This is a genomic window from Streptomyces sp. cmx-4-9 (assembly GCF_046548835.1).
GTDB lineage: Bacteria > Actinomycetota > Actinomycetes > Streptomycetales > Streptomycetaceae > Streptomyces.
This window is the reverse complement of sequence record NZ_JAEBEE010000008.1, coordinates 70,801-95,179: the sequence shown is the minus strand read 5'-3', so window position 1 is coordinate 95,179 and position 24,379 is coordinate 70,801. Positions and strand designations below refer to the sequence as shown.

Sequence of the window (24,379 nt, the reverse complement as noted above, 5' to 3'; positions counted from 1 at the left end):
GGGCCGGCGCATCCGGGGTCGGGCGCAGGAAAGGGGTGCAGAGGGGTTCTCCTCTCCGCTACCCATCAGTACATTGACGCCATGTCTAATACGCCGCCCGCGCCCGCCCCCGTGGCGTCGGAACACATGGACCTGGCCCCGCGGAAGGTGTCCTTCGGCTGGGAGGACACCCCGCTCCACTGGCTGCCGGGCGACCCCTTCGCCACGCACATGATCAATGTGCTGCACCTGCTGCTCCCGGCCGGGGAGCGCTGGTTCGTGCACGTCTACAAGCAGGTGCTCCCCCTCATCGAGGACGAGCAGCTGCGCGCGGACGTCGTCGGCTTCATCGGCCAGGAGGCCATGCACGCGGCCGCGCACGACGACGTGCTGCCGCACCTGAAGCGGCTCGGCCTGGACCCGACCCCCTACACCGCCCAGGTGGACTGGCTGTTCGAGAAGCTCCTCGGCGACCGCACCCTGCCGCCGGGCCGGGCCCGGCACTGGTGGCTGATGGAGCGGGTCGCGATGATCGCGGCGATCGAGCACTACACCGCCTTCCTCGGCGACTGGGTGCTCAACGCCGACGAGCTGGACCGGCGGGGCGCGGACCCCGTCATGCTGGACCTGCTGCGCTGGCACGGCGCGGAGGAGGTCGAGCACCGGTCGGTGGCCTTCGACCTGTTCATGCATGTGGACGGCAACTACCGCCGCCGGGTGCGGACCTGGGCCACCGCCTTCTCGGCCCTGGTCTTCCTGTGGCAACGCGGCGTGCGCTTCTTCATGGAGAACGACCCGCACCTGGTCGACGGCAAGGCCTCCTTCGGCCGGTTCCTCCGGGCGGGCCGGCAGGGCACGCTCCCCTCCTCCGGCGCGATGCTCCGGTCCATACCGAAGTACCTCTCCCGGACCTACCACCCCTCGCAGGAGGGCTCCACCGCCCAGGCGGTGGCCTACCTCGCCACCTCCCCCGGGGCGAACGGCGGTGCGCACGCATGAGGGGCGCCCTGACGGCCACCGCGGTGGCGGGAGCGGCCTGGGCGGCCAGGCGAGCCCTGCGCCGCCGGATCGCCCGCTCCCCGCTGTGGCCCCTTCCGGCCCTGGAGGACCCGGTCTCCGGCCACTCCCCGCGCCGTCCGCTGCGGGCGCGGATCACCTCCCGTACCGAGCCGGCGGACGGGGTGGTGCAGCTGACCCTGCGCGCCGCCGGACTCCCCGCCTGGACCCCGGGCGCGCACGTGGACGTCCTCCTGCCCTCGGGCCTGGTCCGCCAGTACTCGCTGTGCGGGGACCCGGCCGAGCAGGACGCGTACACGATCGCGGTCCGCCTGGTCGAGGACGGCCGGGGCGGCTCCCGCGAGGCCCACGCGCGGCTGGTCGAAGGCGCCGCACTCGAACTGCGGCCCCCGCGCAACCGCTTCCCGCTGCTGCCCGCACCCTCGTACGTGTTCGTCGCGGGCGGCATCGGCATCACCCCGCTGCTGCCGATGCTCCGGGCCGCCACGGCCGCCGGCGCCGGGTGGACCCTGCTGTACGGGGGCCGCAACCGCGCGAGCATGCCCTTCCTGCCCGAACTCGCCGGCTACGGCGACCGGGTACGGGTCTTCCCGGAGGACGAGGCGGGCCTGCCCGATCTGGCCGCGGTGGCCGCGGCCGGTCCGGACGCGCTGGTCTACTGCTGCGGCCCGGATCCGCTGATGCGGGCCGTCACCGCGGCCGCCCCGGACCCCGCCGCGGTCCGGCTGGAGCGCTTCGCCCCGGCGGCGCCCGGTCCGGCCCGGCCCTTCACCCTCGAACTGCGCCGCTCGGGCGGCGCGGTGGAGGTCGGCGCCGGGGAGAGCGCCCTCGCCGCGGTGCGCCGGGTCCTGCCGGACACCCCGTACTCCTGCGGGCAGGGCTTCTGCGGGACCTGCCGGCAGCGGGTCCTGGCGGGCGGGGTCGAGCACCACGACGAACTCCTCACGGACCAGGAGCGCGAGGACTCGATGCTGCTGTGCGTCTCCCGCGCCAAGGACGGCCGCCTCGTCCTGGACCTCTGAGACCGCCGCCTGACGCCCCTTCACCGCCCTGCGGCCCTGGCCGGAGGGGGGGAGGGGCGAAGTAGGGTGTCCGCATGACAACCGGGGTGCGACGCAGGATGGCTGTCGAGGAGCGGCGGCAGCAGTTGATCGGGGTGGCCCTGGAGCTGTTCAGCCACCGGTCGCCCGACGACGTGTCGATCGACGAGATCGCGGCGGCCGCCGGCATATCGAGGCCGCTCGTCTACCACTACTTTCCCGGCAAGCTGAGCCTGTACGAGGCCGCGCTGCGGCGGGCGGCCGACGAGTTGGCGGGGCGGTTCGTCGAGCCCCTCGAAGGGCCGCTGGGCGCCCGGCTGCTGCGGGTCATGGGCCGCTACTTCGCCTTCGTCGACGACCACGGCCCCGGCTTCTCGGCGCTGATGCGCGGCGGTCCGGCGGCCGGCAGCAGCCGCGCCAACGCGATGATCGACGAGGTGCGGCAGGCCGCGTACGAGCAGATCATCACGCACATCGGGGTGGAGCGGCCGCCGGCCCGGCTGGAGCTCGTGGTGCGCTCGTGGGTGTCCCTCGCCGAGTCCACCGCCCTGATCTGGCTGGACGGGCGCAAGATCCCCCGGTCCGAGCTGGAGCTGCAGCTGGTGCACGACTTCGCCGCGCTGGCCGCGGTGAGCGCCGCGTACGACGCGGAGATGGCGGGGATCCTGGTCCGGATCCTCGCCGGCGAGCCGGCGGACGGGCCCTTCGGGGAGCTGGTCGCCCGGCTCGTCGCCCTCGTGCCCGGCGGGGCCGCCGACGCCCGCTGATCATGGTCGCGGCGATAATGCCCGCGTGATCATTGACGACGGGGTGTTGTTCCGGCCGGCCGAGGAGAAGGACGCCGGCCTCCTGGTGGCCCTCCACGACCGGGCCGCGCGGTGGATGCGCAAGAACGGCATCGACCAGTGGAAGCCGGGCGACAAGGACGCCGCGCACTTCCGCGCGAAGATGCGCGAGGGCGAGGTGTGGCTGGCCGCCGACGCCGACGGGCGGATCGTGGGCGCGTACGAGCTGTGGTGGTCCGACGAGGAGGCCTGGGGGATCCAGCCGCCCGTCGCGGGCTACGTGCACCGGCTGATGGTGGACCGGGAGACGGCGCCCGCCGGGGCCGGGCGGCGGATGCTTGAGCACGCCGAGCACCGGATCGCCCGCACCGGGCGGGAGCGGGCGCGCCTGGACTGCAGGTCGGGCAACCAGCGGCTGCTCGCGTACTACCGGGCCGCCGGCTACCGGGTGGTCGGCGAGTTCCCGTCCAAGCGCGGCAAGGACGGCCGGGTCTACGGGGTGATCCTGCTGGAGCGGCGCCTCGACGGCTGACGGCGGGGTCCGGGCCGCGGCGGCGCCCCCGCACGGCGGGGCGGCGCCCCCGCACGGCGGGGCGGCGCCCCCGCACGGCCGCCGCCGCCCCGTTCCGTACCGCCGCCGCGTCCCGGCCGCGTCAGGAGCGCTTGAAGACCGCCACCGTCCGGGGCGGCGCCGTGAACTCCCCTGTCGCCGCCCGGTACGCCGCCTGCTTGACGACGGGGTCCGCGCCCGCGGCCTGCACCGGGTGCAGGGCGTACCCGCCGCCCGCGAGAGCCGGGACCCGCTGCACCTGCGCGGCGGGCGTGGCGTTGAAGACCACCACCAGGTCCCCGAGGGACATGGTGATCACGCCCGGCGTCTCCTGCGCGCCCGAGAGGGGGAAGGCCAGCCGTGCCTGGACGGCCTCCGCGGAGGCGAGGGAGAAGACCGGCTCCGCCGTACGGATCCTCAGCAGGTCCCGGTAGGCGCCTGCGGCGCCGGTGATCTCGGCGCAGCCCGGGGCGGGCCCCGTCAGCAGGGGCTTCGCGTAGGGCCACTTGGCGCGGTTGTCGGCGGCGGGGGGCAGGCCGCGGCCGAAGCCGTTGCCGTCCCGGCAGTCCCAGTGGACGGCGTTGAACCAGTCGCCGCTGTCGAAGGAGTTGCGGTCCAGGGACTTCGAGCGGAGCAGGTCCGTGCCCGCCTGGGAGAGGGACGGCCCCTGCGAGAGGGTGGCCGTGGCCATGGCCAGGGTCTGCATGCGGGCCCGCTCGGCGGGGGTGGTCGCCGCGGGCAGTTTGTAGGCCAGGGCGTCGTGGAGGGTCTCGTTGTCGTGGGCGTCCGCGTAGGCGAGGGCGTCGCCGGGAGCGGCCGCGTAGCCCGCCGGGGCGCCGTTGTAGTCCACCTCGGAGCCCTTGGTGCGCCGGCCCGCGGAGTCGGTGAAGGTGTAGCCGGCGAGGTTGCCGGACAGGCCGACCTTGATCAGGTCCTGGGAGTGCAGCAGCCGGGCCTTCTGCTCGGCCGGGGTGCCGTTGGCCGGGGAGCCGTTCGGCTCGGTGAACAGGCCGGTGGCGAAGCCCTGGACGCGCGGGTCCTCGTCGAAGGGGCCGCCGCCGCGGACCGCGTCGCGGGCCCGGTCGGAGAAGGTGGCGATGCCGGTGCCGGCCATGTTCTGCTGCGTGGCCTGTACGAAGCGGGCGTCGTCGGCGACCTCGCCGAAGTTCCAGCCTTCCCCGTAGAGGACGATCTTCTTGCCGTCCACCCCGTCCTTGGCGACGGTCAGGGCGTCCAGGGCGGAGCGCACGGCCAGGATGTTGGCCTTGGGGTGGTGGCCCATGAGGTCGAAGCGGAAGCCGTCGACCTTGTACTCCCTGGCCCAGGTGACGACCGAGTCCACGACGAGCCGGCCCATCATGGCGTTCTCGGGTGCGGTGTTGGCGCAGCAGGTGGAGGTGGCCACCGAGCCGTCGGCCAGCAGCCGCTGGTAGTAGCCGGGCACGATCCGGTCCAGGACGGACTTGTCGGACTGGCCGGCGGCGACGGTGTGGTTGTAGACCACGTCCATGACGGTGCGCAGGCCGGCCCCGTTCAGCGACTGGACCATCCTGCGGAACTCGACGGTGCGGGCGGTGCCGTCCGGGTCGCTCGCGTAGCCGCCCTCCGGGACGGTGTAGTGCAGCGGGTCGTAGCCCCAGTTGTAGGCGTCCTTCGCGGCGGCGGCGGCCACGCAGGCCTGCTGCTCCTCGGAGTCGGGCGCGTACACCGTGAGGTCGCAGGCGGGCTCGGTGCGGTCGGCGGGCTTCTCCGGGACCGTGCCGATGTCGAAGACGGGCAGCAGGTGCACGTACGAGGTGCCGGCCGCGGCCAGGTCGCGCAGGTGGCGCATGCCCGCCGAACCGCTGTCGGTGAAGGCCAGGTACTGGCCCGGGTGGGCGCTGGTGCGGTCGGCGACGGAGAAGTCGCGGACGTGCAGTTCCTGGATCTGCGCGGAGGTGAAGGGGACGGGTGCGGGCTTGCGCAGGCCGCGCCAGCCGGGCGGGGCGAGCTCCGGGTCGGTCAGGTCCACGGCCAGGCTGTGGGTGGAGTCGGCGGTCAGGGCGGTGGAGTAGGGGTCGGTGACCAGGTTGCGGACCACCTGGCGGGCGCCGGGGGCCCACACGGTGACGGCGTAGCGGTACTTCTTCCCGGTCCAGCCGCGTTCGCCGCGCACCGACCAGACGCCGGTGGCGTCGTCGCGGCGCATGGGGACGGTGCGGCCGTCGAGTTCGAGGGCGACCTGCCGGGCGGTGGGGGCCCAGACGGACAGGGTGGGCCGGCCGTCCTTGAAGACGGGACCGAGCGCCGTGTGCGCCGCGTTCGCCGCGTACAGGTCGTCGAGGACCCCGGCGAGCTGGACCCCGGTGGCCGCGAGGACGGCCCCGTTGGCCGTACGGGCGCTCGCGACGAGCTGGCCGCGCAGGGCCTCGCGGACCCGTTCGCGGTCGCGCGGGTCCACGGTGTGGGCGGCGGAGGCGGCCAGGTGCGGGAACTTCTGCTTCTGGGCGGCGGTGAGTTCGGTGCGGTTCAGCCGCAGCCACGCGGCGCCGGCCTCGTTCAGGGTCCCCTTGTCGGCGGTGATCGCCCCTTCGCGGGAGGCGAGGAGCTGGACGGAGGCAGCGGCGGCGGGAGCGTCCCAGACCAGGGTGTCGCGGTCGATCCACACGGCCTTGGAGGTGGTGAGGTCCAGGGCGGCGGCAGAGCCCGCGGGCTGCGGCAGGAGGTACTCCTGGCGGCCACCGAGCATCCAGACCTCGTGGCCGGTGGCCTTGAGGTCGAGGGACTGGTCGGTGGGCAGGTCCTTCTCGTCGCCCTTGTGCAGGATGTAGCTGAGCGAGGTGGCGCCGGCGGCGAGGGGGACCTCGTACACGGCGCCGTAGGAGTCGGTGCGCACGGGCAGCAGCGGCTTCGACCAGTCGGTCGGGTTCGCGGCTCCGGTCCAGACGTGCAGGCCCCAGCCCTCGTAGGCGCCGTCCGGGCGGTTGAGGTGCAGGACGGCCTTCGTGGTGTCCTGCGGCGGCTGGGCGGGGCGTTCGGTGCGGGCGGGCTCCTTGCCCTGTTCCAGCCAGACCTCGCCGCTCTTCGTCACGTCGAGGGTGCGGTCGGCGGCGACGTCCTTGGTGCCGTCCTTGTCGATGACGAGGTAACTGACCGACGAGGCGCCGGGCTTGAGCTTGACGTACGCGAAGGCGCCGTAGGCGTCGCGGCCGGTGAAGCCGTGTCCCTCGGGCCAGGGGGTGGCCTCGCCCTCGGCGAGGTCGCCCCAGGCGTAGAGCCGCCAGTCCGTGTAGTCGCCGTCGGGCCGGTTGTAGTGGACGACGGCATAGTCGCGCCGGGTGGCGGTCGGGGTCTCCTCCGGCGGGGCCTGGCCGGCCAGGGAGTCGGCGAGGGCGCTCGTGGTGCGGCCCGCCGAGTCCACGGCCACGGCCTTGTAGCGCAGGGGCGTGCCGGCGGGGGCGGTGACGTGCTGGGTGACCCGGTAGGGGGCGTGGTCGGCGGAGCCGAGCACCTGCCACGGGTCGTTGCCGCTCTGTGCGGCGAACACGACCCGGTTCAGGCCGCCGCCGGTGACCTCGGCGGTCAGCTCGACGGTGCCGGCGGCGCCCGGGTCGGGGGCCTTGAGCGTCAGGGCGGGTCCGGTGGCGGGCTTGGCGAGCGGGGCGGTGGCGCGGAGGACCACCGAGCCGAAGGCGGGTACCTGGACGCGGAGCTTGCCCGCCGCGGAGGCGCGCGGCAGCGCGAAGCCGCCGTACAGGCTCCGGTACTGCGTGCCGGCCGGGGCGTCGAGTTCCACCGTCCGGGGTTCGGCGGCGTTGTTGGCGGCGACCAGGTACTCGGTGCGGGTGCGGGGGTCGGTCCGGGCGAAGGCGTACACGGAGCCGTCGGCGAGGCGCTCGCTCTGGACGCCGTCACGCAGGGCCGGGTGGTCCCGGGTCAGCTTCGAGAGGGCGCTGATCTGCCGGTAGAGCGGGTGCTGCGGATCGTAGGCGTCGCTCGCGTGGGTACGGGCGGTGCCGAGCTGGTCGTCGTCGAGGTAGTCGGCGACCCGGGAGGCGAAGAGGGGCTGGCGGGAGTCCTTGTCGCCGCCCGCGCCGGTGAAGCCCTGCTCGTCACCGGAGTAGACCACCGGGTTGCCCCGGGAGAGGAACATCAGCTCGTTGGCGAGCCGGTAGCGGTCCAGCAGCTCCTGCTCCCCCGCCGCCGGGCGGTCCTGCCGGAGGAAGGTGCCGAAGCGGCCCATGTCGTGGTTGCCGAGGAAGGTCACCTGCTCGTAGGCGTTGGCCTTGTCGGTGGTGTACCGGTAGTCCTCGGCCAGGACGGAGCCCAGCCGCCCGGCCGCCGCGCCCTGGGAGGCGTACGCGCGGATCGCGTCCTGGAGCGGGAAGTCGAGGGTGGAGTCGAGCCGCCCGCGGGTCACGTAGGGGGAGGTGACGGCGGTGTCGGCGGAGTAGACCTCGCCGAACATGAAGAAGTCGTCCCGGCCGTGCTTCGCGGCGTACGCGTCGAGGGCGGTGGCCCACTGGGTCCAGAAGCCGGTGTTGACGTGCTTGACCGTGTCGATACGGAAGCCGTCGATCCGGAAGTCCTTGACCCACTTCTGGTAGATCTTCTCCATCCCGCTGACGACCTCGGGGCGCTCGGTCCACAGGTCGTCGAGGCCGAAGAAGTCGCCCTGTCCGGAGGACTCCCCGGCGAAGGTGGAGTCGCCCCGGTTGTGGTACATGGACGGGTCGTTGAGCCAGGCGGGGACCTTCAGGTCCTTCTTCGCCGGGGGCACGAACGGGGTGCGCGGGAAGGTGTCGGCGTCGGTCTTCGGGAACGTCCTCCCCCGGCCGCCGCCGGGAGGTGCCCCCGTCCCGTCGGCGTAGTCGGCGTCGTCGAAGGGCACCCCGTCCTTGGTCAGGTAGGGGAAGGCTCCCTTGGAGAGGTAGTCGTGGGAGCCCTCTCGGTAGTCGACGACGTCGGCGGTGTGGTTGGTGATGACGTCGAAGAAGACCTTCATCCCCTTCCCGTGCGCCTTGTCGATCAGCCGTTCCAGGTCGGCGTTGGTGCCGAAGTGCGGGTCCACCTGCGTAAAGTCGGTGATCCAGTAGCCGTGGTATCCGGCCGAGACGTCCTCGCCCGTGCCCTGCACCGGCTGGTTCTTGAAGATCGGCGCCAGCCAGATCGCCGTGGTGCCCAGGCCCTTGACGTAGTCGAGCCGGTCGGTGAGGCCCTTGAGGTCACCCCCCTGGTAGAAGCCCTTGTCCGTGGGGTCCAGGCCGGTCTCCAGGCGGCTGCCGGTCAGGCCGCCCCGGTCGTTGCGCGGGTCGCCGTTCGCGAACCGGTCCGGGAGCACGAAGTAGAACTGCTCCCGGGTCAGGTCGTGCCGGGCCGGTTCGGCGGCCAGTTTCGCGTCCGAGGGCGGGGCGGGGGGCCGGGACGCGGCCGCCGCGGGGAGGGAGGGCAGGAGCGTCACGGCCAGAGCGGCGGCGAGGACTCCTGCGGCTGGGCGTATCACGGCGGATCTCCTTGGTCACGTGTCACGTGTCGCGGGTCGCGGCCGCATGTCGCGGGTCGCGGGGTCGCGTGGATGAGGGCCGCCCGGCGGTGGCGGGGAGAAGGGTGCCGGGCGGCCCCGGTCGGTGGGGCGGCGGCTCAGTTGCGCCAGGTGTCGTTCAGCACGACCGTGCCGTTCGCCGGGACGGTCGCGGTGCGGTTGGCCCCGCTCTCCCAGGTGACGGAGCCGGAGGCGTCCTTGCGGACGTACTTGTAGGCGAAGGAGGCGCCGGCCGGCAGCGGGGTGTCGAGTTTCCAGACGGGGTAGGAGGTCGGGTCGAGCTTGAGGGCGGCGGCGGGGTTCCAGCCGCCGAGTTCGGCGCGGTCCCCGGTGACGTGGATGTCCTGGCCGAGGACGGTGGTGGCGTTCACGGCGAAGGAGGCGCCGGCGGGCGCGGACGGCGGCGGGGTGGGGCCGCCCTGGCACGTGCGGGCGCCCGTGTGCAGGGCGAGGGCGGTCCCCGCGGCGACGGTGGCGGTGAACCGGCCGCCGGAGTCGACGGTGACGGTGCGGCCGCTCTGCACGTCGCAGTAGTCGCCGCCCGCCAGGGAGGTCTGGAAGGTCCGGGTCAGGGCCGAGCCCTCGTGGTTGAGGGCGACGTACGCCTTGGCGCCGCGGCCGAAGGCGATCTGGTCGCCGCCGTTGTCCCACCAGTTCGTGACGGCCTGCCCGCGGGCCGTGGTGCGCAGGGCCACCATGGAGGAGATCTCCCGCCAGGCGTGCTGGCACTTCCAGCCGTCGGTGTAACAGGCGTTCACCGCGCCCCCGTTGGGCGGTCCGGCGTCCTTGTCGCTCCACTCGTAGCCGGAGTGCACGTCCGGGGACCCGTACGGCCAGGCCAGCATGAACACGTTGGCGAGGGTGTAGGCGGAGCCGTTCTTGTAGCTGAGGGTGTCCCCGCCGCGCTCGGTGTCGTGGTTGTCGACGAAGACGGCCGCCTTCCCGCCCGGCATGTGGCCCCAGGCCTCCCCGAAGTTCTTCAGGTGGGCGAGGTTCTCGTTGAGGAAGACCCGCTTGAGGTCGCGGGCGTAGCGGAACTCCTGCACGTCGCCGGTGCCCAGGTACTCGTCCGGCGAGACGGCCTCGCCCCCGCCGAAGATCGCCTCCTGCTTCCAGTAGGCCCCGGGGTTCGTCAGCCGGGACTTGATGTTCGCCAGGTCCGCGGCGGGCATGTGCTTGGCCGCGTCGATCCGGAAGCCGTCGACGCCCAGGGAGAGCAGGTCGTTGAGGTATCCGGCGATCGTGGCCCGGACGTGGTCCTCACCGGTGTCCAGGTCGGCGAGCTGGACCAGTTCGCAGTTCTGGACGTTGCCCCGGTCCTGGTAGTTCGAGATCGTGGCGCGGCAGTTGTCCATGTCGGCGCCGGAGTAGAGGCCCGGGTAGCCGTACTTCGTGTACGAGGAGCCTCCGGTTCCGGTGCCGTCGGAGGCGGCCATGTGGTTGATGACGGAGTCGGCGACCACTTTGACCCCGGCGCCGTGGCAGGTGTCGACCATGCGCTTGAAGGCGGCCCGGTCGCCGAGCCGTCCGGCGATCCGGTAGCTGACGGGCTGGTACGAGGTCCACCACTGGGGGCCCTGGATGTGCTCCTGGGGCGGCGAGACCTGGACCTGGCCGTAGCCCGCGGGGCCGAGGCTCGCGGTGCAGGCCGCGGCCACCGAGTCGAACTTCCACTCGAAGAGGACGGCGGTGACGTCCCGCTCCCCGGGCGGGGCCGCGGCCGCGGGGGCGGACGGCATGAGGGTGGCGGCGGCGACGGCCAGGGCCGCGAGGGCGGCTCTGCGGGTGGGGGGCATGGGGGGCCTCCTGGCGGGAGAGGTGGGGATTGGAGGCGACCGTAGGCGTCGCACCCCACCCCTGCAAGACCTTGCGCAAGAGATTGCAGAATTGTTTCGCGAAGGTGTCCCTCGCAGGGCGCCCGGGTGTTGTCGGTGGCGGCTGCGACCCTGGGCCCATGGAGATGCAGCTGACCGTGGACTGTGCCAACCCCGCCCGCATGGTGGCCTTCTGGGTCGAGGCCCTGGGCTACGTACCCGAACCGCCCCCCGGCGGGCACGCCACCTGGCGCGCCTACTGGCAGGCGACGGGCGTGCCCGCGGAGGAGCTGGGCGAGCACGCCGGGGAGACCCCCGAGTCGATCGTGGACCCGCAGGGCCGCAGCCCGCGGATCTGGTTCCAGCAGGTCCCCGAACCGAAGACCGGCAAGAACCGCCTCCACCTGGACCTGAAGGTGGGCGGCGGGCGCGAGGCCGCCATCGGCCTGCGGATCGAGCGGGTCACGGCCAAGGTGGCCCGCCTCACCGAGGCCGGCGCCACCATCCTGCGGATCATGGACGAGCCGGACATGCCGTACTACGCGGTCGTGCTCCAGGACCCCGAGGGCAACGAGTTCTGCGTGGTGTGACGGCCGGCCTGCGGTGCGGCCCGCGGCCGACGGTGCGGCCGGGGCCGCGGCCGGCCGCCCGCCGTCAGGCCGGGACCTGGGCCGTGGAGCCGCGGACCACCAGCTCGGGCTGGAAGACGTACTCGGTGCGCTGGACGGGGGTGCCGGACACCGCCTCCAGCAGGGCGCCCACCGCGGCCGTGGCCATCGCCCGCACGGGCTGGCGCACGGTCGTCAGCGGCGGGTCGGTGAAGGCGATCAGCGGCGAATCGTCGAAGCCCACCACCGACACGTCCTCGGGCACCCGCAGCCCCCGCTCCCGGGCGGCCCGGATGACCCCCAGCGCCATCGGATCACTGCCGCACACGATGCCCGTGCAGCCGCGCTCCAGCAGGGCCATGCCCGCCGCGTGGCCGCCCTCCACGGTGAACAGGGTGCGCTGCACGAGGCCTTCCGCGTCGGCCCCGGGGACCGCCGCGGCGAAGCCCTGCTCCTTGCGCGCCGAGGGCACGTACCGGGTCGGCCCGATCGCCAGCCCGATCCTGCGGTGCCCGAGGTCCTCCAGGTGCCGCACCGCCATCTCCGCCGCCGCCCGGTCGTCGGGCGAGACGAACGGCGCACTGATCCGCTCGTTGAAACCGTTGATCAGCACGAAGGGGACCCCGCGCGCCGCCAGCCGCTGGTAGCGCCCCGGGTCGGCCGCCGAGTCCGCGTGCAGACCGGACAGGAACACGATCCCGGTGACCCCGCGCTCCTCCAACTGCTCGACCAGCTCGTCCTCGGTGGCCCCGCCCGGCGTCTGCGTGCACAGCACCGGCGTGTACCCGTGCCCGGCCAACGCCTGCTCTATGACCTGCGCGAACGCCGGAAAGATCGGGTTGGTCAGCTCGGGGATCAGCAGCCCGACCAGCCCGTTGCTGCGGCGCCTGAGCCGTACCGGGCGCTCGTAGCCCAGCAGGTCGAGCGCGGCCAGCACCTTGTGCCGGGTGCCGGCCGCCACGCCCGTCTTGCCGTTGAGCACCCGGCTGACGGTCGCCTCGCTGACCTCGGCCTGCGCGGCGATGTCCGCCAGCCGCAGCGGGGAAGTCACCCCTGCCACCACACCGTGCAGTCCGCCGGGAGGACGTCCGGCTCGGCGAGCTCGCCGCTGGCCAGCAGCACCGCGCCGGGCGCGGGCAGCCGTACGGGCTCACCCGTGGTGTTCGCCGTGCACACGAAGTCCCCGCGCCGGAAGGCCAGCACGCCCTCCGGGGCCGGCAGCCACTCGACGCGGTCGCCCGCGCCGAGCGCCGGGTGCGCGCGACGCATCCGCAGCGCCGCCCGGTAGAGCTCCAGCGTGGACGCCGGGTCGCCGGTCTGCGCCGCCACGCTCAGCCCCGCCCACTCGGCGGGCTGCGGCAGCCAGCTGCCTCCGGTGCCGAAACCGTACGGAGCCGAGTCCCCGGACCACGGGATCGGCACCCGGCAGCCGTCGCGCAGCCCGTCCTGGCCGTTCGCCTTGAAGAAGGACGGGTCCTGGCGCACCTCGTCCGGCAGGTCGGTGACCTCGGGCAGGCCGAGCTCCTCGCCCTGGTACACGTACGCCGAGCCGGGCAGGGCCAGCATCAGCAGCGCGGCCGCCCGCGCCCGCTCCAGGCTGCCGAACCGGGTCCGGTGGCGTACGACGTCGTGGTTGGACAGCACCCAGGTCGTCGGGGCGCCCACCGGCCGCATCGAGTCGAGCGAGTCGTCGATGGCGCCGCGCAGCGCCTCGGCGTCCCAGCCGGTGTTCAGGTAGTGGAAGTTGAAGGCCTGGTGCAGCTCGTCGGGGCGCAGGTAGAGCGCGGTGCGGTCGGCGCTCGGGGTCCAGGCCTCGGCGACGCCGATGCGGTCGCCCGCGTACTCGTCGAGGACCCGGCGCCAGGACCGGTAGATCTCGTGGACCCCGTCCTGGTCGAAGAAGGGCAGCACCTGGTTGCCCAGCAGCTTGAGCTGCTCGTCCCGGCCGAGGTCGGGCAGGCCGGGGGCCTTGACCAGGCCGTGGGCCACGTCGATGCGGAAGCCGTCGGCGCCGAGGTCGAGCCAGAACCGCAGGATGGAGCGGAACTCGTCCTGGACGGCGGGGTGCTCCCAGTTGAAGTCGGGCTGCTCGGGCGCGAAGAGGTGCAGGTACCACTCCCCGTCGGCGACGCGGGTCCAGGCGGGCCCGCCGAAGATGGACTCCCAGTCGTTGGGCGGCAGTTCGCCGTGCTCGCCCTGGCCCGGACGGAAGTGGAACCGCTCGCGCAGCGGGGTGCCGGGGCCTTCTCGCAGTGCCTGCTTGAACCATTCGTGCTGGTCGGAGCAGTGGTTGGGGACGAGGTCGACGATGATGCGCAGGCCCAGGGCGTGGGCCTCGCGGATCACGGCGTCGGCGTCGTGCAGGGTGCCGAACATCGGGTCGATGGCCCGGTAGTCGGCGACGTCGTAGCCCGCGTCGGCCTGCGGGGAGGCGTAGAACGGGCTGAGCCAGACGGCGTCGACCCCCAGGTCCTTGAGGTAGGGCAGACGGCTGCGGATGCCTTCGAGGTCCCCCATGCCGTCCCCGTCGGAGTCGGCGAAACTGCGCGGATAGACCTGGTAGATCACCGCTTCTCTCCACCAGCCGGGCAGGGTGCCGGCGGAGGTGGGGAAGGTCTCGGCGAGGTGCTGGGTCATGTCGTCCTTGGAGAGGTCGGGCCGGTGGTGCGGGGGCGGGCGCGGGTGGTCAGCCCTTGGTGGCGCCCGCCGTCATTCCGGCGACGAGGTGGCGCTGGGCGAAGACGAAGAAGATCGCGGCCGGGATGGCGATGAGCACGGAAGCGGCGCTCATCGCTCCCCAGTCGGAGGTGTACTGGGTGACGAAGGTCTGCAGTCCGCCGGCCAGGGTGAGGTTCTCCTCGCCGACCATGAAGGCGGAGGCGTACGCGACTTCGCCCCAGGCCGTGATGAAGGCGTAGAAACCGGTGACGGCGAGCCCGGGCCTGGCCAGCGGCAGGATCAGCCGCCAGAAGGTGCCGAAGGGGTTGAGCCCGTCGACCCGGCCGGATTCGTCGATCTCCACCGGGATGGTGTCGAAGAACCCCTTCATCATCCAGGCGCAGAACGGCACGGCGATGGTGAGGTAGGTGATGATCAGGCCGAGGGGCTGGTTGAGCAGCCCGAGGTCGCCCATCAGGTTGTACAGCGGGACGATGAGGATCGCCATCGGGAACATCTGCGTGATGAGCAGGGTCCACATCAGCGGCCGCATGCCGGGGAACCGGAAGCGGCTGACCGCGTAGCCGGTGGTCGCGGCGATGAACACGCCGAGGACGGTGGTGACGCCCGCGACGAGGACGGAGTTCGCGAACCAGCTGAAGAAGTGGCTGTCCTCCAGCAGGTGGCGGTAGTTGCCGAGGGTCGGCTCCTTCACGAAGTCCGTGGTGATCGCGTACTGCGCGGGCTTGAGCGAGGTCAGCAGGATCCACAGGACCGGGAAGACCGCGATCACGGAGGCGGCCAGCAGGGTGAGGTGCAGTCCGGCGGAGGCGAGGGGGCCGCGCCGGCCCCGTGTGCGGGTGGTCATGGTCACCACACCTCTCCCTGCTTGCGCAGCGAGCGCCGGTAGACCAGCGCGAAGATCATGAGCAGGGCGAGGATGAGGACGCCCCACGTGGCGGAGCCTGCGAAATCGCGCGGGCTGGCGATGAACGCCTCGCGGAACGCCTGGGTCACCAGGATCTCGGTGGAGTCGCCGGGGCCGCCCCGGGTGAGCAGGAAGATCACCGGGAACATGTTGAAGGTCCAGATGGTGGAGAGCAGGACCACCGTCATGCTCACCGCGCGCAGACCGGGCAGGGTGATGTGGCGGAAGCGCTGCCAGGCGCTCGCGCCGTCCATCTCGGCGGCCTCGTAGAGCTCGCCGGGGATCGACTGCAGTCCGCCGAGCAGGGCGACCATCATGAAGGGGACGCCGAGCCACACGTTCACGGTGATGACCGAGAGCTTGGCCCAGGTCGGGTCGTCCAGCCACGGGATCGCGGAGATCCCGCCGCCTTCGAGGACCTTGTTGAGAATGCCGTTGTCCCGGTTGAAGAGGAACCGCCAGGCGAAGACGGAGACGAAGCCGGGGACGGCCCAGGGCAGGATGAGCGCCATCCGGTAGGCGGCGCGGCCCCGGAAGTCCCGGTTGAGCATGGTGGCCAGGGCCAGGCCGAGCGCGAAGGTGACGGAGACGCAGGCGACGGTCCACACCACCGTCCACACCAGCCGCTGCAGGAAGACGGGGTCGCCGAGCACGGACACGTAGTTGTCGAGTCCGACGAACTCGTACGTGGCCTCGATGTGGTTGGCGCCGATCGTCCGGGCGACGTTGCGCTCGTTGGCGTCGGTCAGCGACAGGTAGATGCCGCGCACGAGCGGCCAGCCGATGATCACGCCGAGGACGAGCACCACCGGGGCGATCATGGCCCAGGCGTACCAGTGGGTGGCGAGGGCGCGCCTCGCTCCACCGCGCTTCCCGCTGTCAGTCCTGCGGCCCCGGCCGCGGGCGGCGTCGGTGTGTCCGACGTCGTCGCCCGCGGCCGCGGCCACCGACTGGCTGGTGTGAGCAGCCATGGTTTCTCTACTTCCAACCCTTGAGGATCTTGCGGAACTCGGCGCCGGCCGCCTTGGCCGCGTCCTCCGGGGAGGAGGCTCCCGTGATCGCCTTGGTGTACTCGACCTTCAGCGGCTCGAAGAGGGAGCCGTTCTCGGGGATCCAGGCGCGCTCGACGGCCTTGTCCACGGCCGGCTTGAAGAACTGCACCATCTCGCTGCTCTTGACGTCCGGCGCCTCGTAGGCGGCGGTCCGGGTCGGGAGCAGGCTCAGGTCCTTGGCGGACTGGACCTGGACCTCCTGGGAGGTCATGTAGTCCACGAAGGCGTGGGCCGCGGCGCGGTTCTTGGAGCCCGCGTAGACGCCGAGGTCGTGGCCGCCCTGCGGGGCGCCCGCCTTGACGGAGCCGGCCGGGACGGCGGCGACGCCGAGGTTGGCCTTGTCCTTGAACTGGTCGCCGGCGTAGGTGTCGGCGACGGCCCACGGACCGTTGATCATCATGGCGGCCTCGCCCGACTTGAAGGCGGTCTGCATGTTGGTCCAGCCGTCGGTGGCGTTGGTGACCGCCGCGCCGGAGGTGACCAGTTCGCGGGCCGTCTTGAAGGCCTTGACGCCCGCCGCGTTGTCCACGGTGACCGTCTTGTTCTTCGCGTCGACCAGGTCGCCGCCCTCGCCGTAGATCAGCGGGAGGAACCAGTACGAGTCGTCGCCGCGCAGGTAGAGGCCGGCCTTGCCGGTCTTGGCCTTGATGGCGGCGGCGGCGGTCTTCAGCTCCTCCAGGGTGGTGGGGGGCTGGACACCCGCGTCGGCGAGCATCTTCTTGTTGTAGAAGAGGCCGAGGGTGTCGATGACCTGCGGTACGGCGTAGGTCTTGCCCTCGTACTTGCCGCTGGCCGCGGCCTGGGGCAGGAACTCGGCGTCGACCTTCTTCGCCGTCTCGGCGGGGACCTCGTCGAGGTAGCCCAGCGAGGCGAAGTCGGCGACCCAGCCGACGTCGGCGCGGATCACGTCGGGAGCGTCGGAACCGCTGCTGAAGGCGTTCTTGACCTTGTTCTGCGCGTCGCCGTACGGGACGTTGACGTACTTGACGGTCACCTTCGGGTGCTTCGCGGTGAACGCCTCGGCGATCTTCTGGAAGCTGGCCTTCTCGGCGTCGTTCGAGGTGTCCCACCACGTGACCGTGCCGGAGAGCTCGCCACCGGCCTTCGTCTCGCCGGCCGCGTCCTTGCCGTCCTGAGTGTCCCCACCGCAAGCCGTCGCCGCGAGCGCCAGGGCCGCGACCAGCGCGGTGGCCGCTATGCCACGCCGCATATGAACTCCTTCGATGATCCCGGCCGCTTCCTCGCGGTCCCGAGTTGCCAGGAACCTAACAAGACTGAAAGCCGCCCGAAAGACCTTGCGGCAATTTTCTGCAAGACCTGGTGATCGTTACATCCGTGTGTCCGTACGGTTGCCGCAGCTTGCTGTTAGTTCGAGTCGTCTTCGACTGTCCGGGCCCGCAACCAGGGGGGCTGTGCTCGCGTTGACCCCGATATGACCCATGAGCTGACCGCCTCCCGGCTTGCAAGCGCTTCCAGCAACGCGACCGCAAGCGGTGGCGGCTGGTGGCGCGATGCCGTCATCTACCAGGTGTACGTGCGCAGCTTCGCGGACAGCGACGGGGACGGCGTCGGCGACCTGCGCGGGGTCCGCGAGCGGCTGCCGCACCTGGCCCGGCTCGGGGTCGACGCCGTGTGGCTGACCCCCTTCTACGTCTCCCCGCAGGCCGACGGGGGCTACGACGTCGCCGACTACCGGGCCGTGGACCCGCTCTTCGGCGACCTCGCCGACGCCGACGACCTCGTCCGGGCCGCGCACGCCCTCGGCCTGCGGGTCGTCGTCGACGTGGTGCCGAACCACACCTCGGACCGGCACGCCTGGTTCCGCGCCGCCCTCGCCGGGGACCCGGGGGCCCGCGCCCGCTACCACTTCCGGCCCGGCCGCGGCCCCGGCGGCGCGCAGCCGCCGAACGACTGGGAGTCCGTCTTCGGCGGGCCCGCCTGGACCCGTACCCCGGACGGGTCCTGGTACCTGCACCTGTTCGCACCCGAGCAGCCCGACCTGAACTGGGAGCACCCCGAGGTCGCCGCCGAGTTCGAGTCGGTCCTGCGGTTCTGGCTCGACCTCGGCGTGGACGGTTTCCGCATCGACGTGGCCCACGGCATGGTCAAGGCCCCCGGCCTGCCGGACCTCGGCCGCGGCGCCCAGGCCACCCTCATCGGCACCCAGGCCCTGCCCTTCTTCGACCAGGACGGGGTCCACGCCATCCACCGCTCCTGGCGCCGGCTCCTGGACTCCTACGAGGGCGCGCGCATCGGCGTCGCCGAGGCCTGGGCGCCGACCTCCGAGCGGCTCGCGCAGTACGTGCGCCCGGACGAGCTGCACCAGGCCTTCAACTTCCGCTTCCTGAAGTGCCCCTGGGACGCCGCCGCGATGCGCACCGTGATCGACGAGTCACTGGCCGCCACCACCGCGGTGGGGGCGCCGACCACCTGGGTGCTGTCCAACCACGACGTTGTACGGCACGTGACCCGGTACGGGGACGGGGCCCGCGGCCTGGCCCGGGCCCGGGCCGCCGCGCTGCTGATGCTGGCGCTGCCCGGGTCGGCGTACCTCTACCAGGGCGAGGAGCTCGGCCTGCCCGAGGTCCTCGACCTGCCGGCCGGGGCCCGCCAGGACCCGGCGTTCCTGCGCACCGCCGGGCAGGACGGCCTGCGCGACGGCTGCCGGGTGCCGATCCCCTGGTCCGGGGCCGAGCCCCCGTACGGGTTCGGGCCGGCCGGCAGCTGGCTCCCGCAGCCCGCGGGATGGGGCGGCCTCAGCGTCGCCGCACAGACCGGCGACCCGCACTCCACGCTGGAGCTGTACCGGGCCGCGCTGGAACTGCGCCGGGCCCTGCCGGGGCTGGGCGCCCCGGAAGCGGGCGCGACCGTGGCCTTCGGCGAGGACGGGCCGGCCGCAGAGGAAGGGGAGAACGGAGCGGAAGGGGCGGCCGGAGCGGGACGGGAGGCCGGGACGGACGGGACCGGCGCCGGGCTCGCCGGGATGCGGTGGCTGCCCGCGCCCGAGGGCGTGCTGCTGTTCGTCCGGCCGGGCTTCGCCTGCTCCTTCAACACCCGGCCCGTGCCGGTGGAACTCCCCGCGCCCGGACGCCCCGTGCTCTCCAGTGCCCCGGTGGACACCGACGGGCGCACCGTGCGGCTTCCCGCGGATTCCTGCACGTGGTGGGCAATCTGAACGTGCGACCGGTACAGTCCCATCCCGTGACCGCACGGCTTGCCGACATCGCAACCCAGGCGGGGGTCAGCGAAGCCACAGTCAGCCGCGTGCTCAACGGCAAGCCCGGTGTGGCCGCGGGCACCCGCGAATCCGTTCTGGCCGCACTCGACGTGCTCGGATACGAACGGCCGGTACGACTGCGCCAGCGCAGCGCCGGACTCGTCGGCCTCATAACCCCCGAGCTGGACAATCCGATCTTCCCGGCGCTCGCCCAGGTCATCGGCCAGGCCCTGACCCGCCAGGGGTACACGCCGGTGCTGGCCACACAGACCCCGGGCGGGTCCACCGAGGACGAGCTGACCGAGATGCTGGTCGACCGCGGGGTCTCCGGGATCATCTTCGTCTCGGGCCTGCACGCCGACACCACCGCGGACATGGGCCGCTACGACCAGCTCCGCGGGCAGGGCGTCCCCTACGTCCTGATCAACGGCTTCTCCGACAAGGTCCAGGCGCCCTTCGTCTCCCCCGACGACCGGGCCGCGATGCAGCTCGCCGTGACCCACCTGACCGCGCTCGGGCACACCCGCATCGGGCTCGCGGTGGGGCCGAAGCGGTTCGTGCCGGTACTGCGCAAGATCGAGGGCTTCCGGCTGGGGATGCAGGAGCGTCTCGGCCTGACCGGGGCGCAGACCGAGGAACTGGTCCAGCACTCCCTCTACACCCTGGAGGGCGGGCAGGCCGCCGCGACCGCGCTGATCTCCCGCGGCTGCACGGCGGTGGTCTGCGCCAGCGACATGATGGCGCTCGGCGCGATCCGGGCCGCCCGGCAGCAGGGGCTGCGGGTGCCGCAGGACGTCTCCGTCGTCGGCTTCGACGACTCCCCGCTGATAGCGTTCACCGATCCGCCGCTGACCACGATCCGGCAGCCGGTGCTGGCGATGGGCCAGGCCGCCGTACGGACCCTGCTGGAGGAGATCGGCGGTACGCCGGCCCCGCACAGCGAGTTCGTCTTCCTCCCCGAGCTGGTGGTGCGCGGCTCGACGGCTTCCGGTCCGGGACAGCACCGCAGGCCGTAGCGGGAGCCGGCGGCCCGCACGCCGCGGGGGCCGGGTCCTCCCCCAGGGGGACCCCGGGCGCCGAAGACCGTCCCGAGGGATGATCGGAGGGGAGATCGCATCTGGCAGACTCTCTCCCCATGGGTGAAGCGAGCGTGAAGACACTGGAAACCCGGACGGACGTCTCGTCGCACCCCGTGACCGGGCACGAGGAGGCCGGGCCGGCGTCCGACGGCGCCCTGCTCGCCCGGCTGCGCAGCCCGCGCCGGCCGCGGATCTGGTTCGAGGTCCTGCTGATCGCCGTCAGCTACTGGACGTACTCGCTGATCCGCAACGCGGTACCCGAGCAGAAGGCGGCCGCCCTCGCGAACGCCGACTGGATCTGGAGCGCGGAGCGCGCCCTGGGGATCGCCGTCGAGCAGAGCGTCAACCACTCCGTGAACTCCGTGACGTGGCTGATCGTGGGCATGAACTACTACTACGCCACCCTGCATTTCGTGGTGACCATCGGCGTGCTGGTCTGGATCTACCGCTTCCACCCCGGGCGTTACGCGGCCACCCGCCTGGTGCTCTTCGCCACCACGGGTGTCGCTCTGGTCGGCTACTACTTCTACCCGCTCGCGCCGCCCCGGCTGATGAACGGGCAGGACTTCATCGACACCGTGCTCGTGCACCACACCTGGGGGTCCATGGCCTCCGGGAACCTGAAGCACATGTCGAACCAGTACGCCGCCATGCCCTCGATGCACATAGGCTGGTCGCTCTGGTGCGGGCTGACGATCTTCGCGGTCGCCTCCGCCCCGTGGGCCCGGATCCTGGGCCTGCTCTACCCGACGGCGACCCTCGTCGTCATCGTGGCCACCGCCAACCACTTCTGGCTCGACGCCGTGGGCGGCATGCTCTGCCTGGCCTTCGGCTACACGGTCTCGCGGGCGTGGTTCGGCTCGCTCCCCCACCGCCTGCCGCGCCACCCCGGGCTCGCCGGCCCGCATCCGGTGACCGCGCTGGTGCACCGCTACCGCGCCCGCGCCCGGTCCTGAGCCTCCGCGTCCGCCCCCGCCACCGTCTCGGCCCTCGTCTCCGCCACCGTTGCGGCCCCCGTCTCCGCCACCGTCTCGGCCCGCGTCTCCGCCGACGTCGCGGCCGTCGTCGTGGCCTCGGCCGGAGCGCAGCCCCCGCCACGGGCGGGGGCGCGCCCCCTCAGGCGCCGTAGAACAGCTCGTCCACCACGGCGCGGGCGCGCCGGGTGATGCGGCGGTAGTCGTCCAGCATCTCGCCGGCCGTGCCCTCCGGGTAGCCGAGGTAGCGGCCCACCGCGGCCAGTTCGCGGGTCTCGGACGGGAAGGTGTCGCCGGCCCGGCCCCGGACCAGCATCACCGCGTTGCGGACGCGGGTGGCCAGGATCCAGGCTTCGTCGAGGATCTGCGCGTCCTCGGTGCGGATCAGGCCGGCCGCGTGGGCGGCGGCCAGTGCCTCGCGGGTGCGGGTGGTGCGCAGGCCCGGTTCGGCCCAGGCGTGCCGCATCTGCATCAGCTGGACGGTCCACTCGACGTCGCTGAGGCCGCCGCGGCCGAGCTTGGTGTGCAGGGTCGGGTCGGCGCCGCGGGGCATCCGCTCCGACTCCATGCGCGCCTTCAGGCGGCGGATCTCGCGCACCGCGTCCTCGCCGAGGCCCTCCGCGGGATAGCGCAGCGGGTCGATCAGCTCGATGAACCTGGCGCCCAGCTCCTTGTCCCCGGCGACGGGCTCGGCGCGCAGCAGGGCCTGGCTCTCCCAGGTCAGGGCCCAGCGCCGGTAGTACGCCGCGTACGAGGCCAGGGTGCGCACCAGCGGCCCGGAACGGCCCTCGGGGCGCAGGTCGCAGTCGATGAGCAGCGGCGGGTCGGTGGTCGGCAGTTGGAGCAGGCGGCGCATCTCCGCGATGACGGTCTGCGCGGCCTTCGCGGCCTCCTGCTCGTCGACGCCCTCGCGGGGCTCGTGGACGAAGAGGACGTCGGCGTCGGAGCCGTAGCTCAGCTCGTGGCCGCCGAACCGGCCGACGCCGATGACGGCGAAACGGGTCGGCAGGGTGTCGCCGAAGTTGCTCTGCACGGCGGCCCGCAGGGCGCCGGCGACGGTCACGGCGGTCAGGTCGGAGACGGCTCCGCCGACCCGGTCGACCAACGCCCCGTGGTCCTCCTCGGCGGGCCTGTCCTCCGTGCCGTAGGAGCCGATGATGTCTCCGGCGGTGGTGCGGAACAGCTCGCGGCGGCGCACTCCGCGGGCGGCGGCGACGGCGGCCTCGGGGTCCCCGGCCCGGCCGACGGCGGCGAGGACCTCCTGCTCCAGCGCCGCGTGCGTCCGCGGCTGCAGGCCGCCGGGGTCGCCGAGCAGGGCCACCGCCTCGGGGGCCCGCAGCAGCAGGTCGGGAGCGAGGCGGCCGGCGGACAGCACCCGGGCGAGGTTTTCGGCGGCGGCGCCCTCGTCGCGCAGCAGCCGCAGGTACCAGGGGGTCTTGCCGAGGGCGTCGGAGACCTTGCGGAAGTTGAACAGTCCGGCGTCCGGGTCGGCGGAGTCCGCGAACCAGCCGAGCATCACGGGCAGCAGGGTGCGCTGGATGGCGGCCTTGCGGGTGACGCCGGAGGCGAGGGCTTCCAGGTGGCGCAGGGCCGCGGCCGGGTCGGCGTACCCGAGGGCTTCGAGGCGCTGGCCCGCGGCGCGGGGCGAGAGCCGGGTCTCGCCGGGGGTGAGCTGGGCGACCGCGTCGAGCAGGGGCCGGTAGAACAGCTTCTCGTGCAGCCGGCGGACCACGGAGGCGTGGCGCCGCCAGGCCTTGTTGAGCTCGGCGACGGGTTCGGTGCGCAGGCCCAGGGAGCGGCCCAGGCGCCGCAGGTCGGCCTCGTCCTCCGGGACGAGGTGGGTGCGGCGCAGCCGGTAGAGCTGGATGCGGTGCTCCATGGCGCGCAGGAAGCGGTACGCGTCGTGCAGCTGGGCCGCGTCGGCCCGGCCGACGTAGCCGCCCGCGGCGAGGGCGTGGAGGGCGTCGAGGGTGCTGCCGGAGTGCAGGGTCGCGTCGCTGCGGCCGTGCACGAGCTGGAGCAGCTGGACGGCGAATTCGACGTCGCGCAGTCCGCCGGGGCCGAGTTTGAGCTCCCGGTCGACCTGGGCGGCGGGGATGTTGTCGACGACGCGGCGGCGCATCTGCTGGACGTCGGCGACGAAGTTGTCGCGTTCGGCGGCCTGCCAGACCAGCGGGCTTATGGCCTCGATGTACTCGGCGCCGAGGGCGGCGTCCCCGGCCACGGCCCGCGCCTTGAGCAGGGCCTGGAACTCCCAGGTCTTGGCCCAGCGCTGGTAGTAGGCGAGGTGGGAGGAGAGCGTCCGTACGAGCGGGCCGTTCCTGCCCTCGGGGCGGAGGTTGGCGTCGACCGGCCAGATGGTGCCCTCGACGGTGGTCTCGGAGCAGATCCGCATGAGGTGGGAGGCCAGCCGGGTGGCGGCCTGCAGGCCCTTCGCCTCGTCGACGCCGGCGGCGGCCTCGGCGACGAAGATGACGTCGACGTCGGAGACGTAGTTCAGCTCGTTGCCGCCGCATTTGCCCATCGCGATGACGGCGAGCCGGCAGGCGGCCGCGTCCTCGGCGGCCGCGGCGGCGGCGATGCGCAGGGCCGCGCGGAGGGTGGCGGTGGCGAGGTCGGCGAGCTCGGCGGCGGTGTCGGCGACGTCTATGGTGCCGCAGACGTCGCGGGCGGCGATGGAGAGCAGGCAGCGGCGGTAGGCGACGCGCAGCGCGACCGGGTCGTGCGCCCCGGCCAGCCCCTTCTCGAACTCGCGCAGGCCCGGGTGGAGGTCGGCGGCCTCGTAGGTGACCAGGGCCTGCCAGTCCAGCGGGTGGCGGGCCAGGTGGTCGGCGAGCGCCTCGGACGCGCCGAGCACCCCGAGTAGCCGGTCGCGCAGCGGTTTGGCGCTGACGAGCGTGTCGAGGAGGCCTGGCAGCTCCTCGGGGGGCTGCGCCTCGGCGAGGCGGACCAGCCCGAGGAGGGCCAGGTCGGGGTCGGCGGTCGCGCCGAGCGCGTCGAGGAGCACCGGATCGGCCCGTACGGCGGCCAGCGCGTCGGCGTCGAGCAGCCGGGCGGCGGCGGACGGGTCGGTGAACCCGCTGCGCAGCAGCCGGATGAAGGTGCTGCTCCTGCGTCCCGGGACTGTCATCCCGCCGCCTCCCGCGGTCGTCGGTCA

General features: G+C 73.0%; 16 protein-coding genes. 8 read left to right on the top strand and 8 right to left on the bottom strand.

Going from position 1 to position 24,379, the window contains the following annotated elements; all coding sequences use genetic code 11:
• The first annotated feature begins 81 nt into the window (after positions 1 to 81).
• The 4 genes from ACLJTM_RS24605 to ACLJTM_RS24590 all read left to right on the top strand — a co-directional run bounded on the left by ACLJTM_RS24605 (position 82) and on the right by ACLJTM_RS24590 (position 3,353).
• A complete protein-coding gene (locus tag ACLJTM_RS24605; protein ID WP_411105884.1) occupies positions 82 to 978 on the top strand; it encodes a metal-dependent hydrolase in 897 nt (298 codons plus the stop codon).
• On the top strand, positions 975 to 2,018 hold the full coding sequence (locus tag ACLJTM_RS24600) for a PDR/VanB family oxidoreductase (protein WP_411105883.1): 1,044 nt from the start codon (positions 975 to 977) through the stop codon (positions 2,016 to 2,018). Before ACLJTM_RS24605 ends, ACLJTM_RS24600 begins: the two co-directional genes overlap by 4 nt.
• Positions 2,019 to 2,092: 74 nt before the next feature.
• The gene (locus ACLJTM_RS24595) at positions 2,093 to 2,803 is read left to right on the top strand and encodes a TetR/AcrR family transcriptional regulator (protein WP_411105882.1); all 711 of its coding nucleotides are present in this window, start codon (positions 2,093 to 2,095) and stop codon (positions 2,801 to 2,803) included.
• Positions 2,804 to 2,828: 25 nt separating this feature from the next.
• Positions 2,829 to 3,353, top strand: a complete 525-nt coding sequence (locus ACLJTM_RS24590) for a GNAT family N-acetyltransferase (RefSeq protein ID WP_411105881.1) — start codon at positions 2,829 to 2,831, stop codon at positions 3,351 to 3,353.
• Between the two features lie 121 nt (positions 3,354 to 3,474).
• On the opposite strand, the gene pulA is transcribed toward ACLJTM_RS24590, so the two are convergent.
• The gene (gene pulA / locus ACLJTM_RS24585) at positions 3,475 to 8,853 is read right to left on the bottom strand and encodes a pullulanase-type alpha-1,6-glucosidase (protein ID WP_411105880.1); all 5,379 of its coding nucleotides are present in this window, start codon (positions 8,851 to 8,853) and stop codon (positions 3,475 to 3,477) included.
• Between the two features lie 137 nt (positions 8,854 to 8,990).
• Positions 8,991 to 10,688, bottom strand: coding sequence for a carbohydrate-binding module family 20 domain-containing protein (locus ACLJTM_RS24580; protein ID WP_411105879.1), 1,698 nt, complete (start codon positions 10,686 to 10,688; stop codon positions 8,991 to 8,993).
• Positions 10,689 to 10,852: 164 nt separating this feature from the next.
• Here ACLJTM_RS24580 and ACLJTM_RS24575 point away from each other — a divergent pair, with 164 nt between their 5' ends.
• Positions 10,853 to 11,296 carry a VOC family protein gene (locus ACLJTM_RS24575; protein ID WP_411106244.1) on the top strand — a complete coding sequence of 148 codons (444 nt, stop codon included), beginning with the start codon at positions 10,853 to 10,855 and terminating at the stop codon, positions 11,294 to 11,296.
• A 64-nt stretch (positions 11,297 to 11,360) separates the two neighbouring features.
• On the opposite strand, the gene ACLJTM_RS24570 is transcribed toward ACLJTM_RS24575, so the two are convergent.
• The 5 genes from ACLJTM_RS24570 to ACLJTM_RS24550 are packed head-to-tail and all read right to left on the bottom strand — an operon-like array spanning position 11,361 to position 17,162.
• Complete coding sequence (locus ACLJTM_RS24570) at positions 11,361 to 12,377, bottom strand: LacI family DNA-binding transcriptional regulator (protein WP_411105878.1); 1,017 nt, start codon at positions 12,375 to 12,377, stop codon at positions 11,361 to 11,363.
• Positions 12,362 to 13,951 carry a glycoside hydrolase family 13 protein gene (locus ACLJTM_RS24565; protein ID WP_411105877.1) on the bottom strand — a complete coding sequence of 530 codons (1,590 nt, stop codon included), beginning with the start codon at positions 13,949 to 13,951 and terminating at the stop codon, positions 12,362 to 12,364. The genes ACLJTM_RS24570 and ACLJTM_RS24565 overlap by 16 nt, the downstream gene beginning before the upstream one ends.
• A gap of 49 nt (positions 13,952 to 14,000) precedes the next feature.
• On the bottom strand, positions 14,001 to 14,840 hold the full coding sequence (locus tag ACLJTM_RS24560; RefSeq protein WP_411105876.1) for a sugar ABC transporter permease: 840 nt from the start codon (positions 14,838 to 14,840) through the stop codon (positions 14,001 to 14,003).
• A 2-nt stretch (positions 14,841 to 14,842) separates the two neighbouring features.
• Positions 14,843 to 15,871, bottom strand: coding sequence for a carbohydrate ABC transporter permease (locus tag ACLJTM_RS24555; RefSeq protein ID WP_411105875.1), 1,029 nt, complete (start codon positions 15,869 to 15,871; stop codon positions 14,843 to 14,845).
• A gap of 7 nt (positions 15,872 to 15,878) precedes the next feature.
• Positions 15,879 to 17,162, bottom strand: a complete 1,284-nt coding sequence (locus ACLJTM_RS24550) for an extracellular solute-binding protein (RefSeq protein ID WP_411105874.1) — start codon at positions 17,160 to 17,162, stop codon at positions 15,879 to 15,881.
• A 222-nt stretch (positions 17,163 to 17,384) separates the two neighbouring features.
• Between ACLJTM_RS24550 and ACLJTM_RS24545 the strand changes: the two genes are divergently transcribed.
• The 3 genes from ACLJTM_RS24545 (at position 17,385) to ACLJTM_RS24535 (ending at position 21,204) form a co-directional block, all read left to right on the top strand.
• On the top strand, positions 17,385 to 19,127 hold the full coding sequence (locus ACLJTM_RS24545; RefSeq protein WP_411105872.1) for a glycoside hydrolase family 13 protein: 1,743 nt from the start codon (positions 17,385 to 17,387) through the stop codon (positions 19,125 to 19,127).
• 26 nt (positions 19,128 to 19,153) lie between these two features.
• On the top strand, positions 19,154 to 20,185 hold the full coding sequence (locus ACLJTM_RS24540) for a LacI family DNA-binding transcriptional regulator (RefSeq protein WP_411105871.1): 1,032 nt from the start codon (positions 19,154 to 19,156) through the stop codon (positions 20,183 to 20,185).
• 119 nt (positions 20,186 to 20,304) lie between these two features.
• A complete protein-coding gene (locus ACLJTM_RS24535; RefSeq protein ID WP_411105870.1) occupies positions 20,305 to 21,204 on the top strand; it encodes a phosphatase PAP2 family protein in 900 nt (299 codons plus the stop codon).
• A 160-nt stretch (positions 21,205 to 21,364) separates the two neighbouring features.
• Here the strand turns inward: ACLJTM_RS24535 and ACLJTM_RS24530 are convergent, their stop codons facing one another.
• Complete coding sequence (locus ACLJTM_RS24530; protein ID WP_411105869.1) at positions 21,365 to 24,352, bottom strand: bifunctional [glutamine synthetase] adenylyltransferase/[glutamine synthetase]-adenylyl-L-tyrosine phosphorylase; 2,988 nt, start codon at positions 24,350 to 24,352, stop codon at positions 21,365 to 21,367.
• Positions 24,353 to 24,379: the final 27 nt, after the last annotated feature.